The sequence below is a fragment of the Pseudomonas sp. LBUM1676 genome, from assembly GCF_059695605.1.
In genome coordinates this window covers 941,645-958,572 of the sequence record NZ_CP166777.1, presented here as the reverse complement: position 1 = coordinate 958,572, position 16,928 = coordinate 941,645, and the positions used below count along the sequence as shown (strand labels likewise).

General features: G+C 61.1%; 16 protein-coding genes and 1 pseudogene. 6 read left to right on the top strand and 11 right to left on the bottom strand.

Annotated elements, in window-relative coordinates; translation table 11 throughout:
* Window positions 1-225 precede the first annotated feature (225 nt).
* On the top strand, window positions 226-1,101 hold the full coding sequence (locus ACA041_RS04350) for a helix-turn-helix domain-containing protein (protein ID WP_497440029.1): 876 nt from the start codon (window positions 226-228) through the stop codon (window positions 1,099-1,101).
* Window positions 1,102-1,235: 134 nt separating this feature from the next.
* On the opposite strand, the gene ACA041_RS04345 is transcribed toward ACA041_RS04350, so the two are convergent.
* The 8 genes from ACA041_RS04345 to ACA041_RS04310 form a co-directional block, all read right to left on the bottom strand.
* Window positions 1,236-3,665 (bottom strand): TonB-dependent siderophore receptor, encoded by a 2,430-nt coding sequence (locus tag ACA041_RS04345; protein WP_497440028.1) that lies wholly within the window; start codon window positions 3,663-3,665, stop codon window positions 1,236-1,238.
* Window positions 3,666-3,880: 215 nt separating this feature from the next.
* Window positions 3,881-4,870, bottom strand: a complete 990-nt coding sequence (locus ACA041_RS04340) for a FecR family protein (RefSeq protein WP_497440027.1) — start codon at window positions 4,868-4,870, stop codon at window positions 3,881-3,883.
* Window positions 4,867-5,430, bottom strand: a complete 564-nt coding sequence (locus ACA041_RS04335; RefSeq protein ID WP_497440026.1) for an RNA polymerase sigma factor — start codon at window positions 5,428-5,430, stop codon at window positions 4,867-4,869. The genes ACA041_RS04340 and ACA041_RS04335 overlap by 4 nt, the downstream gene beginning before the upstream one ends.
* A gap of 4 nt (window positions 5,431-5,434) precedes the next feature.
* On the bottom strand, window positions 5,435-5,761 hold the full coding sequence (locus ACA041_RS04330; protein WP_497440025.1) for a DUF3325 domain-containing protein: 327 nt from the start codon (window positions 5,759-5,761) through the stop codon (window positions 5,435-5,437).
* On the bottom strand, window positions 5,761-7,341 hold the full coding sequence (locus ACA041_RS04325; protein ID WP_497440024.1) for a PepSY-associated TM helix domain-containing protein: 1,581 nt from the start codon (window positions 7,339-7,341) through the stop codon (window positions 5,761-5,763). Before ACA041_RS04325 ends, ACA041_RS04330 begins: the two co-directional genes overlap by 1 nt.
* Entirely contained in the window at window positions 7,338-7,643 is a 306-nt protein-coding gene (locus ACA041_RS04320; RefSeq protein ID WP_497440023.1) for a DUF3649 domain-containing protein, read from the bottom strand. The genes ACA041_RS04325 and ACA041_RS04320 overlap by 4 nt, the downstream gene beginning before the upstream one ends.
* Window positions 7,644-7,859: 216 nt before the next feature.
* Window positions 7,860-8,270: an HPF/RaiA family ribosome-associated protein gene (locus ACA041_RS04315; protein ID WP_497440022.1), complete on the bottom strand. Its 411-nt coding sequence runs from the start codon at window positions 8,268-8,270 to the stop codon at window positions 7,860-7,862.
* 215 nt (window positions 8,271-8,485) lie between these two features.
* The gene (locus ACA041_RS04310; RefSeq protein ID WP_497440021.1) at window positions 8,486-9,433 is read right to left on the bottom strand and encodes a LysR substrate-binding domain-containing protein; all 948 of its coding nucleotides are present in this window, start codon (window positions 9,431-9,433) and stop codon (window positions 8,486-8,488) included.
* 135 nt (window positions 9,434-9,568) lie between these two features.
* Here ACA041_RS04310 and ACA041_RS04305 point away from each other — a divergent pair, with 135 nt between their 5' ends.
* The 3 genes from ACA041_RS04305 to ACA041_RS04295 all read left to right on the top strand — a co-directional run bounded on the left by ACA041_RS04305 (window position 9,569) and on the right by ACA041_RS04295 (window position 12,914).
* A complete protein-coding gene (locus tag ACA041_RS04305; protein ID WP_497440020.1) occupies window positions 9,569-10,945 on the top strand; it encodes an L-serine ammonia-lyase in 1,377 nt (458 codons plus the stop codon).
* A gap of 63 nt (window positions 10,946-11,008) precedes the next feature.
* Window positions 11,009-12,310 (top strand): serine/threonine transporter, encoded by a 1,302-nt coding sequence (locus tag ACA041_RS04300; protein WP_497440019.1) that lies wholly within the window; start codon window positions 11,009-11,011, stop codon window positions 12,308-12,310.
* A 286-nt stretch (window positions 12,311-12,596) separates the two neighbouring features.
* Window positions 12,597-12,914, top strand: a complete 318-nt coding sequence (locus ACA041_RS04295) for a DUF3509 domain-containing protein (protein WP_497440018.1) — start codon at window positions 12,597-12,599, stop codon at window positions 12,912-12,914.
* On the opposite strand, the gene ACA041_RS04290 is transcribed toward ACA041_RS04295, so the two are convergent.
* Entirely contained in the window at window positions 12,911-13,411 is a 501-nt protein-coding gene (locus ACA041_RS04290) for a phosphate-starvation-inducible protein PsiE (RefSeq protein WP_497440017.1), read from the bottom strand. The genes ACA041_RS04295 and ACA041_RS04290 overlap by 4 nt on opposite strands.
* 299 nt (window positions 13,412-13,710) lie before the next feature.
* On the opposite strand from ACA041_RS04290, the pseudogene ACA041_RS04285 reads away from it, so the two are divergent.
* Window positions 13,711-13,950: pseudogene (locus ACA041_RS04285) on the top strand (YebG family protein); the annotation flags it as partial.
* A gap of 217 nt (window positions 13,951-14,167) precedes the next feature.
* Here ACA041_RS04285 and ACA041_RS04280 read toward each other — a convergent pair.
* Entirely contained in the window at window positions 14,168-15,187 is a 1,020-nt protein-coding gene (locus tag ACA041_RS04280) for a Glu/Leu/Phe/Val dehydrogenase family protein (protein WP_497440016.1), read from the bottom strand.
* Window positions 15,188-15,370: 183 nt separating this feature from the next.
* Here ACA041_RS04280 and ACA041_RS04275 point away from each other — a divergent pair, with 183 nt between their 5' ends.
* Window positions 15,371-16,174, top strand: a complete 804-nt coding sequence (locus ACA041_RS04275) for a SirB1 family protein (protein WP_497440015.1) — start codon at window positions 15,371-15,373, stop codon at window positions 16,172-16,174.
* A gap of 118 nt (window positions 16,175-16,292) precedes the next feature.
* On the opposite strand, the gene maiA is transcribed toward ACA041_RS04275, so the two are convergent.
* Window positions 16,293-16,928 (bottom strand): maleylacetoacetate isomerase, encoded by a 636-nt coding sequence (gene maiA / locus ACA041_RS04270; protein ID WP_497440014.1) that lies wholly within the window; start codon window positions 16,926-16,928, stop codon window positions 16,293-16,295.

Below are 16,928 nucleotides of genomic sequence, written 5' to 3'. Positions count from 1 at the left end.
GGCTCCGGGCGGCGATCCGACGCTGGGCTGCGCAGCGGCCCTTTTTGTGAGTGCTGCGCACTCAAGCGGGAGCAAGCTCCCTCGCCACAGGACATTGCCTGGTCAGGTGCCCAGTGTCCTGCGCCAAACCTTTTCGCACTTGCATAAACTTGCGCTTTTGTCGGCCGACGGGCTGGCAGGCCAAGGGCTACGGAGTAGGATGCAAGGCGTTGGAGAGAACCGATCATGCCCGCACTGGAATCCCTGCAAGTGTTTCAAGCCCTCAACCGCTCGCCCAATGCTCACCTCGAGCACAGCGCCGAGCTCGGTGACGGCATGGCTGCAGCCTTGTGGAGCAACCATCACGATGCACAGGATTACGAAGCCCCCAGCCATCACACACTGTCCTGCTACATCGCCGGCGGCACCGGCACCTTTCGCCGCGACCGGCCCGGCATCAAGGGCGGCCCGGACAAGCTGTGCATCCTGCCGGCCGAACACCGGTCGGCCTGGGTGATCAATGGCGACATTCGCCTCGCCCATGTTTATTTCAGCCCCGAACAGTTCGCTCTGGGCTGCGTCACGCTGCTGGATCGTGAACCGCGCGAACTTCAGTTACGTGAAAGCACCTTCCTCGATGATCCGCAGCAAGCCCGACGCTTTCGGCAGTTGATCACGCTCAATTGGCAGGAGCCCGGCGAACGTCTGCTCACCAGTAGCCTGGCGCATGAGATGCTCAGTCACGTATTGCTCGGCCAGGTCGGAATGCGCGAGGGCTTGCGGCTCAAGGGCGGGTTGGCGGCGCATCAGCGTCGGCAGTTGGTCGAGTTCATCGACAGTCAGTTGGCCGAGGCCATCAGCCTGGGACAGTTGGCGGGGTTGTGCGCGCTGTCGGAGTATCACTTTGCGCGGATGTTCAGGCAGAGCTTTGGCTTGCCGCCGCATCAGTATGTGCTGGCGCGACGGTTGAGCCGGGCGCGGGAATTACTGCGCACGACGTTACAGCCGTTGGGGGACATTGCGTTGGCGTGTGGGTTTGCCAGTGCCAGTCACTTTACCAACCGGTTTCGCCAGGCGCTGGGGGGGACGCCTGGGGAGTATCGGCAGGCGTTTTTGCGCTAGTTCCAAGATTTTCAGCGCCTGACAGGCCGTCTTCGCGAGCAGGCTCGCTCCCACACTGGATCGCATTTCATTCAAACAATTCGGTCAACTGTGGGAGCGAGCCTGCTCGCGAAGAACGATGACGCGGTCCTTCGTTAAAACTCCAAGGTGCTGGAAAGCGTCACCTGCCGCGAATCCCCCATCGACACAAAGAACCGGCTCGCCGCAGACGTGTAATAAGTACGGTCAAACAGGTTCTTCACATTCAGCTGAAACTTGACCTTCTGCCCTTCGACCTTGGTGTCGTAGCTGGCGAATGCATCGGCCACGGTGTAGCTCGGCAGGTCGAAATCGTTCACCGCATTCCCCGCTCGCTCCCCCACATACCGCGCCCCCGCACCGACCCGCAGTTGATCGCCGCCGATGAGGGTGCCGAAGTCGTAGACCGCCGACAGCGAGCCGGTATTCTTCGCTACGTTTTGCAGTTTCTTGCCTTTGTAGGTCGGGTCTTCAGTGACCTCGGCATCCGTGTAGGCATAACTACCGATCATGCTCCAGCGATCACTGAGCTGGCCGGTCAGATCCACTTCCAGGCCACGGGATCGCACTTCACCGGCAGCGCTGTAGATCGTCACCGGGCCTTCGGAGTTGGCCACCAGCACGTTGCGCTTCTTGATGTCGAACAGCGCGACGTTACCGGTCACGCGACCAGGGATATCCAGCTTGGCCCCCACTTCCCAGGACTTGGCTTCTTCCGGCGCGACGCTGCCGTCGAGCACGGTGCTGCTGCCACTGAGCGGGGCGATGGTCGAGTTGGGTTTGAAGGATTCGGTGTAGCTGCCGTAGAACGACAACGCGTCGGTGTAGCGATAGACCAGACCGGCGCGCGGTACCCATTTTTGCCCATTGCTGTCGGTGTTGGCCTGGAACGGTACGCCTTTGCCGGCGTACTGGTCGTACTCCTGGAAGCGTGCGCCAGCCACCAGGATCCACTGGTCGGTGAGGTGAATCGAGTCCTGCACAAACACCGAATCGCTGCGCAGCTTATCGGTCTGCGCACTGTCGGCCGGGCTGATGGTAGTACCGGCGACTTCGCGGCCGTAAACCGGGTTGGTGTAGCTGAAGGTGCTCAGGCTTCTCTGGCGGATCAGGTCTTCGCGGTAGATCTTGCGGTACTCGTCATCGATGCCGAACACCAGGTCATGCTGCATGCCCGCGACATTGACCTTGCCTTCGAGGCTGGCGGTGGTGAAGCGGTCGGTGCTGATGGCGTTCTGCGTGCCATCCATGCTCCGGGTCAGCGTGCCTCGGTTGGTGTCGATGGCCGTGATGCGCACCTGGCTGGCATCGTAGGTTTCGCGGTTCCAGCTGTAGCCGAAGTGGGCGTTCCAGTTTTCGTTGAGCTCGTGGTCGGCCTCGAAGTGATAAAGGTCCGAGCGCCCTTCCATGTCGTTGAACGGCTCGTCGAGGCGACGTTCACGGGAGATGTCCAGCGGATGGTTATCACGTGGATCGATGATCGTGCCACGGTCGAACGGGGTCAGAAATTCGCGGTGTTCATAGGCGAACAACAGCTTGGTGCTTTCACCGAACCAGGCCAGGGACGGCGCCACCAGCGTCTCGCGATGGGTGCCGTAGTTGCGCCAGTAGTCTTCGTCTTCATGGTCCAGGATCATGCGATACGCCAGCCCTGAATCACCCAGGGCGCCGGTGCTGTCGAGGCCGCCACCGCCGCCGTTCTTGCCGTCGCCGTAGGTCGAGCCGCGCAGGGTCAGCGCGTTGTACTGCTCAAGTTCGGGCTTCTTGCTGACCATGTTCACCACACCACCCGGATCCTGGATGCCGTAGAGCAAGGAAGCCGGGCCCTTGAGTACTTCGATGCGCTCGACGCTGGCATTGAGGCCACGGCCCTGCACCACCGGCATGCCGTCGCGCATGATCGAGCCGTTGCGGTTGTCGCCGAAGCCGCGGGTCATCACCGAATCCTGGGTGCTGCCCAGCGTATTGCCCTGGGTGATGCCGCTGACGTTGGCCAGCGCATCGTCCAGGTTGCGCGGTGCCTGATCGCGAATGACCTGGGCCGGGATCACGTTGACGGTCTGGGGGATTTCCTGGAGCAAGGCCGAGGAGCGCATCACCGAACTGGTGGGCGGCGGCTGGTAGCTCGTGGTTTGATCCATCACCGAGGTGATGGTGGTCGCCCCCAGGTTCAAGGTGCCTGCGGTGGGCAACGGTTCCAGGACCAGGGTGTGGCCGTCGGTGCGGCGAAAGGTGAAACCCGAGCCGCCGAGCAATCGCTGCATCGCCTGCTCGGCACTCATCTGCCCGCTGACTGCCGGCGCGGTGATGCCGTAGGGCGCCTCATCGGTGTAGACCACACTGATGCCGGTGACCCGGCTGAAATCGCTCAAGGCCTGGGGCAGCGGTTTGGCGGCCAGGGCAAAATTGAACTGCGCACGCTGCTGGTCAGTGCCGACCTCAGCCGCCAGCGCCGCACTCGACGGCAGCCATGCCAACGCCGAAAAGCTCAAGGCAGAAACACCCAACCATTGTTTGACCCAACCCGGCATTGCCTTGGACTTCATTGCTCATGACCTGTGTAGAACCGCTTCGGATGCGAATGAATCGCAGTTTCAGTCACTACACGGATGGCGCCCGGGTTTACCTCACCCTTTTTTTGAAAATAGTTTTATAGGGAGGATGTGTTGTTTGATCTGGCGCCTTCGCGAGCAGGCTCGCTCCCACAATTGGAATGCGTTCCCCTGTGGGAGCGAGCCTGCTCGCGAAGGGGCAATAGGCCTCACCGCAAAATAATCAACTGCCCCAAAACGGTGTGCTGCTCAAACCCCAACACCCCCTGCAACGAACTCAACACCGCCCGCGGATCCTTGCTCGGAAAACTGCCACTGACCCGCCGCGCCGCCAGTTCATCGTTAAGCAGTACAATCCGCCCCGGGTAATAACGCCCCAGGTCCTGCACCACCTCGGCCAATGTCGCCTTGTAGTAATTGAGCCAACCCTGACGCCAGGCCAACTGCGCTTCGCTGTCGACAGCATGAAGTTTTTCCGCCGAACCTTCGCCATACGCCACTTGCTGTCCAGCGCTCAGGACCTGCTGTTCGGCTTGGCCGTCCGCCGTGACGCCTACCCGACCGGACAACACCGTGACCTGCGCGCCATGGGGTTGCAGGCGGACTTCGAACTGCGTGCCCAGCACCCGTGCCTGACCCTTTTCAGCCTCGACCACAAACGGCTCGCCGGTATGGCTCACGCTGAAAAAACCGGCACCGCGACGCAGCTGTACACGCCGCTCACCACGACTGAAGTCCACGGCAATCGCACTGTCGGCGTCCAGCGTGACTTGCGACTGATCGGCCAGCGTGACGGTACGGATCTCCCCCGGTGCCGAGACATAGTCCGCGCCCAGATCATCGACCCAGCGTGAAGGCTGCCAACCAGCACCCAGGCTGATCATCAGCAGCAGACAGGCCGCCATCGCCAACGCACCGGACCAACGTCGCACGCTGGAGCGGCGCGGGCGGTTCATGGCGTTGAGGTAACCCTGCAAGGCAAAGGCTTCTTCATCGGCCAGGGTTCGCGCCGGTGCTTCGGTCAACTCCCACACCACTTGCGCCTGGGCGTACGCCTCGGAATGGGCGGGATCAGCCTGCAGCCAATGGCTGAAGGTCGCCTGATCAGCGCTGCCGGGCTGGTCATGCAACAGACTCAGCCAGGCGAAAGCCGCCTGCTCCTGAGCGGGCGTCGGCGTCACGCGTTCAATGGTGTTCACAGTGCTTTCCCTGGCGTGCGCGGTTCGGATTCGCGCAGGCTGGCCTTGCAGGCTTCGAGGGCGCGCATCATATGTTTTTCCACGGCGCTTTGGGACAGGCCCATGGCCTTGGCGATTTCGGCGTATTTGCGGCCATGGATGCGATTGAGCAAAAAGATCTGCCGCGTACGCTCCGGCAATGCGCGCAACGCGGCTTCGACGTGGCGCAGATCGTTGCCCGCCTCCAGCGCGGCTTGCGGTTCACTGCCATGACTGTCCGGCGCGTCCGGCATCCAGCCTTCGTTGACCCGCACCCGCGTGCCTTCACTGCGCAAATGGTCAATGGCGATGTTGCCGGCGCAACGCAACAGGTAGGTGCTGAGTTCCTCGACCTGCACCAGCGGACGACGCCAGAAGCGCAGGAACAAATCCTGCACCAGGTCTGCCGCTGTCGCCCGACAACCGACCCGACGGCTCACCAGCGCTTCCATCTGCGAACGCTGGGACAAGAACACCTGCAGGAAATGCGCACGGGCGCCGCGATGTTCCTCGTCGTGGGATTCCGGTGGGCTGGCGATCATCGGGTCAGCACTGCGCAAACGCGGCGACGGGGCTGGCGAGCAGGCTCAAGCCGGCCAACGACAACGCCAGGCGCGGGCGATACGGCAGCAACAATACCAACAGCAAGGCACTGAGCATCAATACCGCGAACCACTGCACCAGCCCCAGCCCCCAACCGGTCGTCGCCACCGCCGCCCACAAAGACGAGGCCAGCAACAGCCAACCACCGAACTTCATACCCTGGCGGCGACGGGCCGAGGGCTTGCGACCCAGCAGTTCGGCGTGATGTCGCTCCATCGATAAACAGAGCGCGGTGAAACCGCCATAGCAGAGCAACAGGGCCAGCAACATCAGCGTGCCCCTTGCTCAAGCGTGACCGGTTGCGCACGTCGTCGGGTGACGCTGGCAACCTGCCCCGCGCGTTGCATTTTCCACGCGGCCCAAGCGAAAAACATCCCGCTGCCCAGGCACGTCAGGTCGAAACCGGCCATGGCCCAATCGCCCTGCTCCAGCGTAACGCCCAAGTGATAAGGCGTGGTCAGGGCGTTCAACAGCGGTACCGCGCCAAACAACAACGCCGCCAGCGCCAACTGCTCGACCCACGCCACGCGCCCAAGGCGAACCATGGCATGCAGTGCGCTCAAACCCCAGACAATGAAGAAGCTGTTGACCTCCCAGTCCCCACGCCCGGCCATCCCGACCGGCAGCAATCGATTGGCCCAGAAAAACGCCGCCACTGCGACCATCAACCCCGACATGCTGGCGATATTGAGCACTTCCACCAGCCGCAACTCGAACGGCATCACGCCGCTTTTCGCATGTTTGAGCTGACGCTTGCCGAGCCAGATCACCAGCCCGGTGCCGATCATCGCCGTGCCCGCCAGCCCGCAAACGAAGTACAGCCAACGCAACACCGGCCCCGCGAAATGGCCCATGTGCAAGCCGTAGAACCCGCCGGCAATCGCCCGCGGCAACGATTGTTCCGGGGTCGTGCCGAGTAGCTGGCCGGTGACGCCGTTGAAGGTCACTGCGCGGCCAAAGTCGTGGACCACGCGATCGGTACCGTCACGAACGAGCACCACCGAGGCGTTCGCGTCCCCCGGATTGTTGACCGTCAGGCGCCCCACCCGGCCGCCGGACCACTGCTCGCGGGCCTGTTCCAACAGCGGTGCCAACGGCGCCAGTTGCCCCGGTTTACCGGCGAGTTCAGGCGTATTGGAGGCGGGAAACACCTCATCGTAAAACGCCCGGACATCCCCGTTGTAGGAGACAAGAATGCTCGCCGGCATCACCATCGACATGAAAATCACCAGGCTGCTGTAGGTGATCATCAGGTGAAACGGCAACACCAGCACGCCCACCGCGTTGTGTCCGTCGAGCCAGGAGCGTTGGCCCTTGCGCGGGCGGAAGGTGAAAAAGTCCTTGAAGATTTTCTTGTGGGTGATGATCCCGCTGATCAGCGCGACGAACATCACCATGGCGGCGAGGGTGGATAACCAGCGCCCCCACGGATAGGGCATTTGCAGCTGGAAGTGAAAGCGGTAGAAGAAGTCGCCGCCCCTGGTTTCCCGACCCTGCACTTGGGCACCGGTTTGCGGGTCGAGAAGTTTTTCGGTGAATTGGCCGCGTTCGCCACGCTTGGCCGGGGCTTGCTGCCACCGCACCGCAAGGGCTGGTTCGCGCTCGTCGGGCAAGTCGATGGACCAGCGCGAGGCTCCGGCGGCGTGTTGCTCAAGATAGTGCTGGGCCAGGGTCAGACTGGCTTCGGATGACACTGAACGGAGGGGAATCTCCGGCTGCATCCAGTGACTGATCTCGTCCTTGAAATAGGCGAGCGTGCCGGTCAGGAAGATCGCAAACAACAGCCAGCCAAAGGTCAGCCCGGCCCAGGTGTGCAACCAGGCCATGGCCTGACGAAAGCCCTCTTTCATGAGTGGCCCACCCAGTACGCCAGGCCCGACACTGCCGCCAGTACCAGGCCTGGCACCAGCAGTCCGAACCAGGCCTGCCATGCGCTGCGACAGGCAAAGCACCAGAGTACGGCGCCAAGGTAGGCCAGGAACGAGGTCATCATCCCGGTCACCACGGCGTCCGCACGGCCCATGGGCAACCACAGGGTCAGGCTGACACTGGCCAGCGCCGCAACGAGGTAACCGCCCAACACAGCTGCCAGCACCCGCGATGTGACTGCCAGTCGGTAGGAAACGGGGAGTGTGCGGAGTCTGCCTTTCATGTTTCGACCTTGAAACCGGTGAAGCCGCGTGCATGTCACGGGGCCAACAAGGCCGCAATATTAATGATAAATATTCTCATACGCAAAGCAGATCCGATGAGGTCGCCATCGATTGCAGACCTGAACGCTGGAACGCACAAAAAAAACGGGCCTGCATAAGCAGGCCCGCTTTGTATGGTGGAAAAGACTGTGGGACGGTTAACACTGAATCAGACTTCAGCCGTTCAGCGCAGCCTGTTCGTTTTCGAGAAACTCTTCTTCCAGAAGCACATCTGCGTGCGCCCCCCTCTCGAAAGGCACTACAGCGGCACGTGGTTTGCCCCGCAGTTTGCCAAACAGGTGATCCAGCGCATGTTCAAGTTTGGTGGCTGCCCCGTCGATCGCCAGTTCCAGGGAGTCAGCTTTGTGGGTGACAGAAATCGGTTGATGGCCTTTTGGCCGCGCTTCCAGCTGGCAGCGCATGTCGTGCGGTCCGGGCTTGTCGCCGTTTTCGTCCCGCAGGTGAACCTCGACACGGGTCAGGTCCTCTTCATAACGTTCGAGCGTGCTCTCAATGGTAGTACGTACCCACTCCTCCAGTCGGATGCTGCTTTGAATATGGTTATCACTGTTGACTTGGATTTGCATAGTTCATCCCTTATTTCAGCTAGCTCGCGAGAGGCGCATCGGCTGGCCCTTGGGCGTCATCACCGTGACCTCTTACTTACACAATCGGTGTGCGCGCTGAACAATTCAACCCCTGGATAAAGATAAATATGGTTTTGCAAAAAAAGCCGGACAACCGGTAAAAGCGCTGCTAAGGTCGGGAGTTGGGTCGCCTTGCCCTGAGGTCCCGAGCCGACTTACATCTGCCGCTCCGCCAACGGATGCATGCTGCGAAAAATCCCCGCCTCTTCCACCAGCCAGTCATGCACCGCACGCACGCCCGGATGGCTCAGCGCGCCCGGCGCATAGAGCAGCACATAACGCTTGTGATTGGGTACCGCCAGGCCAAACGGCACGATCAACGTGCCACGATCCAGCTCATCGTTCAGCAGCGTTCGCCGCGCAATCGCCACGCCCATGCCGGCAATCGCCGCTTCGATGGTCAAGTGATTGCGATTGAAGGTGTGCCCGCGCCGTACGTCCGCGCCTTCAAAACCGATGGCATCGAGATAGAACTCCCATTCCGCGTACTCATAACTGCCCCGCCAGGCCGTGATGTCGTGCAGCAGCGCAAAGTGCATCAGGTCCGCCGGACCATGCAGCGGTGGCCGACCGCGTAACAGGCTCGGCGCACAGACCGGGAAGATCTGCTCGTCGAGCAGGGTTGTAGATAACAGGCCGGGGTAACTGCCGTCATTGAGGTCAATGGCCAGGTCGAAGTCGCCCTCGTGCAACGGCACGTTGCTGTCCTCGGCGACCAGACGCAATTGAACATCCGGAAAACGCTGTTGCAATCGCGGTAACCGCGGAGTCAGCCACTTGCTGAGGAAGGATGGAATCGAGCGCAGTCGCAGGATCCCACTGATCATTCCGGCATCCAGTCGTCGCAATTCCGCATCAATGCTGCCGTAAGCCTCGTTGACCGTGATGGCCAGTCGCTGGCCTTCGGCGCTCAATTCCACGCCGCGAGCACGCCGGTGGAACAGGCGAAAACCCAGCCGCTCTTCGAGCTGGCGAATTTGCTGACTGACCGCACCCGGCGTGATGTGCAGCTCTTCGGCGCATCGGGTGAACGACAAGTGCCGCGCGGCACAGGAAAACACATGCAGCCAGACATAAGTCTGGGCATGTAATTGACGACTCATCGTTTAGTCCTACTAAAGGCTGTCTTAGGAAATTTCGTTGGTCACGTAGGACCTTGGGAGGCAGTATCGCCGATATTGCGCTTGTCCTACAAAAATGGCAGCGATTTTTCTCCCATTGCTTGTATAGGCTTTAGCATGGCTATCAGTGTTTTCGATCTCTTCAAAGTCGGTATCGGCCCGTCCAGCTCCCATACCGTCGGTCCGATGCGCGCTGCAGCAACCTTCGCCCAGGCACTGATTGACCAGGATTTGCTGAAGTCTGTACGTCGGGTAGAAATCCGCCTTTACGGCTCGCTTTCCGCCACCGGCGTCGGCCACGCCACCGACCGCGCCTGTGTCATGGGCCTGATGGGCGAATGGCCGGACAGCATCGACCCGACCAGCATCGACAGTCGAATCGGACAGTTGCGCGAAACCGGCGAACTGTCCCTGGCAGGCCAATCGACCATTGCCTTCGATTGGCAACGCGATCTCCTGCTGCTCGACGAGAGCCTGCCCTACCACCCTAACGCCATGTCCTTGACCGCTTTCGGCGAAACCGGTGAGTTGTCGGAGCAGACGTACTACTCGATCGGCGGTGGTTTCATCATCGAAGCGGCCGAAGCCGAGTCCGGCATCGCGCCCACCAGCGATGTGGTGCTGCCATACGACTTCTCCAGCGCCGCCGAATTGCTCAAGCTCTGCAACCAGCACGGCTTGCGCGTTTCCGAACTGATGATGGCCAACGAACAGGCCTGGCGCAGCGAAGCCGAAATCCGTCAGGGCCTGCTGCACATCTGGTCGGTGATGCGCGAATGCGTCGAGCAAGGCTTGCGTCACGAAGGCATCCTGCCCGGCGGTCTGAATGTTCCGCGACGCGCGGCGAAATTGCACCGCAGCCTGTTGGAAATCGGCAAACCGAATGTCATCACTTCGACCTTGTCGGCCATGGAGTGGGTCAACCTGTTCGCCCTCGCGGTGAACGAAGAAAACGCCGCCGGTGGACGCATGGTCACGGCACCGACCAACGGCGCGGCCGGGATCATTCCGGCGGTACTGCACTACTACATGAAATTCAACCCGGACGCCTCGGACGATGACGTGGTCGCGTTCTTCCTCGGCGCTGCGGCCGTCGGCATCCTGTGCAAGAAAAACGCTTCGATCTCCGGCGCCGAAGTCGGCTGCCAGGGCGAAGTCGGTTCGGCCTGCGCGATGGCCGCCGCCGGCCTGGCAGACGTGCTCGGCGCCACCCCGGAACAATTGGAAAACGCTGCCGAAATCGGCCTGGAACACAACCTCGGCCTGACCTGCGATCCGGTCGGCGGGCTGGTCCAGGTGCCGTGCATCGAGCGCAACGCAATCGCCGCGGTGAAGGCAATCAACGCCACGCAAATGGCCCTGCGTGGCGACGGCAAACACTTCATTTCCCTGGACCGGGTGATCCGCACCATGCGCGATACCGGCGCCGACATGCACGACAAATACAAAGAGACTTCACGGGGCGGCCTGGCGGTGAGCTGGGTGGAATGCTGAGGAGCATTCCCTGACCGTCCGTAACACGTGAGCCCGAGCAAGAACAATAACGAGGCCTGAACGATGACCGATGTACGTACAACTGCTGCCGATAATCCCGCTGTAGACCTGACACGCAATACCGAATTAACCCACAAGGGCTGGAGCAAACACGACACCACCTGGATGCTCGGGCTCTACGGTACGGCCATTGGCGCCGGCACGCTGTTCCTGCCGATCAACGCCGGCGTCGGTGGTTTCTGGCCGTTGCTGATCCTGGCCATACTGGCGTTCCCGATGACCTTTTACGCCCACCGCGGGCTGACCCGTTTCGTGCTGTCCGGTCGCTCCGGGGACATCACCGAAGTGGTGGAAGAGCACTTCGGCATCGGCGCCGGCAAACTGATCACGCTGCTGTACTTCTTTGCCATCTTCCCGATCCTGCTGGTGTACAGCGTGGCGCTGACCAACACCCTGAGCAGTTTCATGGAACATCAGTTGCACATCGCGCCGCCACCGCGGGCCATTCTGTCGTTGGGGTTGATCCTCGGTCTGATGGCGATCGTTCGTTGCGGCCAGGGCGTCATCGTCAAATGCATGAGCGTGCTGGTTTACCCGTTCGTCGCGGCGCTATTGCTGCTCGGCTTGAGCCTGATACCGAACTGGAACGGCGCCTTCTTCGCCACCGCCAGTGAAGGCATGCCCTTGCCGATGTTCTTCAAGACGCTGTGGCTGGCGATCCCGGTGATGGTGTTCTCGTTCAACCATTCGCCGATCATCTCCGCCTTCGCCGTCGATCAGAAGCAACGTTATGGCGAACAGGCCGAGCGCAAAAGCAGCGGCATCCTGGCCATCGCCCACGGCATGATGGTGGTGACCGTGATGTTCTTCTGCTTCAGCTGTGTGCTGGCGCTGTCCCCGGCCGATCTGGCCGCGGCGAAGGCCCAGAACATCTCGATCCTGTCGTACCTGGCCAACCACTTCCAGACCCCGGTCATTGCCTACGCGGCGCCGCTGATTGCGCTGGTGGCGATCACCAAATCCTTCCTCGGCCATTACATCGGCGCCAGCGAAGGCTTTCAGGGCCTGATCGTGAAAAGTTTGCGCGGCCGTGGCCGGGTGATGTCGGCAAGCTGGCTGAACCGCGCGACGGCGCTGTTCATGATCCTCAGCTGCTGGGCCGTGGCGACCTTCAACCCGAGCATACTCGGGATGATCGAAACCCTCGGCGGGCCGATCATCGCCTGCCTGCTGTTCCTGATGCCGATGTACGCCATCCGCCGCGTACCGGCCTTGCGCCAGTACTCGGGACAGGCCTCGAACGTGTTCGTGGTGCTGATCGGTTTGATTGCACTGTCTGCGATCATTTATTCGTTCATGCCCTGAAACGGGCAACCGGTTGGCTGTAGGAGCGAGCTCGCTCGCGATGGATATTAACGATGACGCGTTATTTCTGAATTAACGCGTCGCCCTCTAGTCCTTCGCGAGCAAGCTCGCTCCTACAGTGTCAGCGTCAACCCCCCTCCCGCACTCATTGTTCGACAATTTTTCCGGCATGCCCCTTGCTATGTCCTACGTCAGCAATGGCGGCAGATGCCAATGGTCTGGTGTTGCGAACCAATCCGATCTCTGCCGGTCAACAACTGCACGTTCAATCAGGCGGTAACGCATCATGGACAATCCCTTTCAGCTCATTACCGATGCCTTTGCAGCCGATTACCAGATCAACCTGAGCATCCAGGGTCTGGATGGCAGCATCATGCTGACCCTGTCCAACAGCGGCCATGTGGTCGCCAAAAGGCTGATCAGCGCCGAACAACGCAATGACCCCAAACGCCTCAAACGCCTGGTGCAAAGCATTCAGTTCGGCATTGCCATCGAACAGGGCCACAGCGCCGTGGCCATCCTCGAAGCCATGACCGACGGCGACAATCGCAACCTGCCGCCGCCCAAGGTCAAAGGCCAGCCCCGGCCGTCGATGGGGCTTTAGATCTCGCCCTTCTCCACTTCGGGATGTTCACCGGAACCCGCACCAATCTTGCGCTGCGGGTGTTCGATCTTCACCGAAGGGAATTGCGACGAGGCATAGCGCACCACCAGGATCGCAAACGCCAGCAGCAGAATCCCGCCACACAGGTAGATGATCCCCAGGTCCGGCGGATTGTGGTGCGAGACGTTGGAGATCAGCAGTCGCGTCAGCGCCGTGATCGCCACGTAGATCAGGAAGCGCACCGGCATGTGGTTAGTCTTGAAATAAATCCCGACCATCGCCCCCAGTTCCAGGTAGATGAACAACAGCAGGATGTCATCGATCTTGATGTGCCCCTCTTCGAGCATCCCCAGGAATTCCATCACCGCCGCCCACGCGGTCACCGCACCGATGGCGAACAGCGCCAGGTAGTGGAAGGTCTCGACGAACAGGTTGCCCAGGGACTCGGCCAGTTGGTGCACGTTCTGCCGCAGCTTCTCGGCCCAGTTGATTTTCACGATGATTCTTCCTTAGCTCGGTTCGAGCGGATGATGCGGGTTGGACGTGACGGTTGTTCTGCATGCAGAAAAAAGGCCAGAGGCTGGATTGAGATGAAGGCTGCGAGTCATGAGACACGTCGGCGCTGTCTGGACGGATGCCTTCGCGAAGGGAGCGACACGGTTTAACTGACAAACCCTGAATCCGGTCTACATTGAAAAGCCACTACCCAAAGCGTGCGGATTCGCTTATCCTTTCGCTGTATATAGATACAGTAGTCGATACAGACAACTTAATGTGAAGGCATGTGAGGTGGTGAATGGCCGTCGAAGTGGTATACCGCAGCAGCCGAGATCTGGAGCGCTTGTTCATGGATAAAGCCGAAGCTGACCGTCATGACAAAATGCTCGAACTGGCCGAATTGCTGGCCGAGGTGTTGCAAAAAGCCGTTCCGTCCCTGACTGAACAGCAAGTGGAAGAAGCCGGGATCTACATGGCGAAGAATCGCGATGTGTTCGCCAAGGCGTTCAAGAGCCAGCCGGATGCCTTGTCCGAACTGCTGAACGCTCCAGTTGAAGTCGCTGAACCCGAAGTTGCTGCACCCAAAGTTGCTGAACTCGAAGTGGCTGCCCCTGGGGAAGAGGCAAGCGTCGAGCCGACCAAGCCGACCAAGCCCGCCAAGGCTGCGAAGACGCCGAAGTAAGCAGCGCCCGAATTGAACAGGCCCTGAGTCAAATGGCTCAGGGCCTTTTTCATGTCCGTGGGAATTGCGTTGCTCAGCGGTACAGCACTTTCTCCGCCAGCTCGTCCGCCACCCGCGCCGGGGAGCGTTTTTCGGCCTGGGCATGGGCGAAGACTTCGGTCAGTCGCGAGCTGATTTTCGACAGGTGTGCAGTGATGGTCGTCAGCGCTTCGCCGCGGTGCTTGAGCGACACATAGATCAGCCCGCCGGCATTGATCACATAGTCCGGGGCATACAGGATGCCCCGCCGCTCCAATTGATCGGCGACTTCCAAATGGATCAGCTGGTTGTTGGCGGAACCGGCCACCGCCGCGCAGCGCAGTTGCGTCACGCTGTTGCTGTTGAGCACGCCGCCGAGGCCACAGGGCGCGAGAATGTCACAAGGCGTGCTGAGCAACGCATCGTTGGCAATCGGGTGCGCGCCCAGCTGTTCCATCGCCAGTTGCACCTTGCCGTGATCGATATCGCTGACCAGCAGTTCGGCGCCCGCGGCATGCAGTTGCTCGGCCAGGGCATACCCCACGTTGCCAAGCCCCTGAATCGCTACTCGCAGGCCTTCGAGGTTATCGCTGCCCAGGCGGGCCATGGCCGTGGCACGAATGCCGGTGAATACGCCCATGGCTGCGTGGGGCGCAGGGTCGCCCGCCGAGGTGGTGCTGGTGACGTGTTGGGTCTGTTGGGCGATGCAATCCATGTCCGCCACCGAGGTGCCGCTGTCGATGGCCGTGATGTAGCGGCCGTCGAGCTGATTGATGCAGCGTCCAAAGGCTTCGAACAACGCGGCACGGTTTTCCACATGCACCGGTCGCATGATCACCGCGACGCCGCCGCCCTGGGCCAGGCCAGCCAGCGCCGCTTTGTAACTCATGCCTTGAGCCAGGCGTACAGCGTCCTCGACCGCGGACTCGTCATCCGGATAGGCCAGGTAACGGCAGCCTCCCAAGGCAGGTCCGAGACGACTGTTATGAATGGCAATCACCGCCTTCAACCCGGTGATCGGGTCGACGCTCAAATGCAGCGATTCAAGGCGAGTGCTTTGCATGAGAGCGAACATCGCAGGGCTCCCGAATGACTACTCGTAGTCGCCAGTATAGGCTTGCGCCCAAAAATTGCAGAAGCGCACCGGAATAAGCGTAGCCGCCAAACAGCCTTTCGGAAATAACCCGGGATGGCTTGCGCGGGGTACTGGACGAATGTCGCAGACGAGGCTAAAACGAGGCATACCCCGGAGATTTTGATGACCCCGCGCCAATGCTTTTTCGCCTGTCTGCAACGATCACCGCCCGCGCTGTTCGAGGCGGCGCTGTGGATCGCGGCCGAACACGACAAAGAGCTGAATCCCGAGGCGGTCCTGAAAAACTTCAATGACCTGCAGCAACGCGTCAGCTACGGCCTGCCGATGTTACCGGTCAGCGAACTGGCCCAGCCGCTGTTGCGGCGCATGAATGACCTGGGATTCGCCCAGGACGACTTCACGCCATTGCGCCCGCAAGTGGCCTTGGTCAATAAGGTGCTGGAGCGCAGACGCGGCCAGCCGCTGGCCTTGGGATTGATTGCGCTGGAACTGGCCAGGGGACTGGAAATCCCAATGGTCGGGGTGAACTTCCCCGGGCATTTCCTGCTGCGCGTACCGGGTGCCGACCACCTGCTTGACCCGTGTGGCGGCCGTCGCCTGTACCCCAACGATTGCCGGGAACTGCTGCAGCGCCAGTACGGCCCGAACATGAAACTCAGCGCCGAGCATTTGCTGACCGCCGAACCGGTGCCGATGCTGCAACGGCTGTCGCGCAACCTGCGCCAGCTACACCTTTCCCACGATGATTACATCGGCGCCCTGATCGACGCCGAGCGCGTGCTGGAACTGGGCAACGCCAGCGCTGCCGATTACCTGGCACGGGCGAGCCTCTATCAACGGTTGGAATGCCCGAATGCCGAGCGCTTTGACCTTGAGCATGCGTTGCTGCTCAGTGACGATCCGATTCAGCGGATTCGCCTGACGGAACGACTGGGACACCTGCCGCCCAACTCCATCGTCCATTGATCACCGACCCCCTGTAGGAGCGAGCCTGTTCGCGAAAGCGGTGTGTCAGCTGCGTTAATGTGACTGACACTCCCTCTTCGTGAGCAGGCTCGCTCCCACAAGGGGACCGGGTGTGGCGTCAAGGGGTGTCTGGCTGGTTTGCCGGATGCGCCTTTATGAATGCCGGATGCTGCGCCGACAACGCCGCCACTCGGCGAATCCGCGGATACGCCTCAAGCGAAATGTTGAAGCGCTCCGCCGCATACAGCTGCGGGATCAGGTAGGTATCCGCCAGACCGGGCTGCGGTCCGAAGCAATAACCTTCATCGCCGATCAACTGCTCCACCGTCGCCAATCCCTGGCTGATCCAGTGCCCGATCCACTCCACCACCTGCGCTTCATCGTGGCCCAACTGCCGCAGCCGGTTGAGCACGCTGACGTTGTGCAGTGGATGAACATCGCAACCGATCACCGCTGCCACGCCCCGCTCGCGGGCGCGGGCAGTGAGGTCTTTGGACAGCAGCGGCACCTGTGGATAACGCTCCTCCAGGTACTCGATGATCGCCGGTGACTGGATCAGCAGGTCACCTTCGTCGGTGCGCAAGGCTGGCACCCGGCCCTGCGGATTGATGCCGAGATAGGGCGATTGGCGGTGCTCGCCACCCGCAGGGGCGATCAGGTTGACCGGCAGCGCCTGGTAATCCAGCCCCTTCAACGCCAACGCGACCCGCACCCGATAGGACGAGGTCGAACGGTAGTAGGTATAGAGTTCCAT

Coding starts and splice junctions, on each gene's coding strand:
- ACA041_RS04350 (WP_497440029.1), top strand. CDS start 226: ATGCCCGCACTGGAATCCCTGCAAGTGTTTCAAGCCCTCAACCGCTCG.
- ACA041_RS04345 (WP_497440028.1), bottom strand. CDS start 3,665: ATGAAGTCCAAGGCAATGCCGGGTTGGGTCAAACAATGGTTGGGTGTT.
- ACA041_RS04335 (WP_497440026.1), bottom strand. CDS start 5,430: ATGATCGCCAGCCCACCGGAATCCCACGACGAGGAACATCGCGGCGCC.
- ACA041_RS04330 (WP_497440025.1), bottom strand. CDS start 5,761: ATGTTGCTGGCCCTGTTGCTCTGCTATGGCGGTTTCACCGCGCTCTGT.
- ACA041_RS04325 (WP_497440024.1), bottom strand. CDS start 7,341: ATGAAAGAGGGCTTTCGTCAGGCCATGGCCTGGTTGCACACCTGGGCC.
- ACA041_RS04320 (WP_497440023.1), bottom strand. CDS start 7,643: ATGAAAGGCAGACTCCGCACACTCCCCGTTTCCTACCGACTGGCAGTC.
- ACA041_RS04315 (WP_497440022.1), bottom strand. CDS start 8,270: ATGCAAATCCAAGTCAACAGTGATAACCATATTCAAAGCAGCATCCGA.
- ACA041_RS04310 (WP_497440021.1), bottom strand. CDS start 9,433: ATGAGTCGTCAATTACATGCCCAGACTTATGTCTGGCTGCATGTGTTT.
- ACA041_RS04305 (WP_497440020.1), top strand. CDS start 9,569: ATGGCTATCAGTGTTTTCGATCTCTTCAAAGTCGGTATCGGCCCGTCC.
- ACA041_RS04300 (WP_497440019.1), top strand. CDS start 11,009: ATGACCGATGTACGTACAACTGCTGCCGATAATCCCGCTGTAGACCTG.
- ACA041_RS04295 (WP_497440018.1), top strand. CDS start 12,597: ATGGACAATCCCTTTCAGCTCATTACCGATGCCTTTGCAGCCGATTAC.
- ACA041_RS04280 (WP_497440016.1), bottom strand. CDS start 15,187: ATGTTCGCTCTCATGCAAAGCACTCGCCTTGAATCGCTGCATTTGAGC.
- ACA041_RS04275 (WP_497440015.1), top strand. CDS start 15,371: ATGACCCCGCGCCAATGCTTTTTCGCCTGTCTGCAACGATCACCGCCC.
- maiA (WP_497440014.1), bottom strand. CDS start 16,928: ATGGAACTCTATACCTACTACCGTTCGACCTCGTCCTATCGGGTGCGG.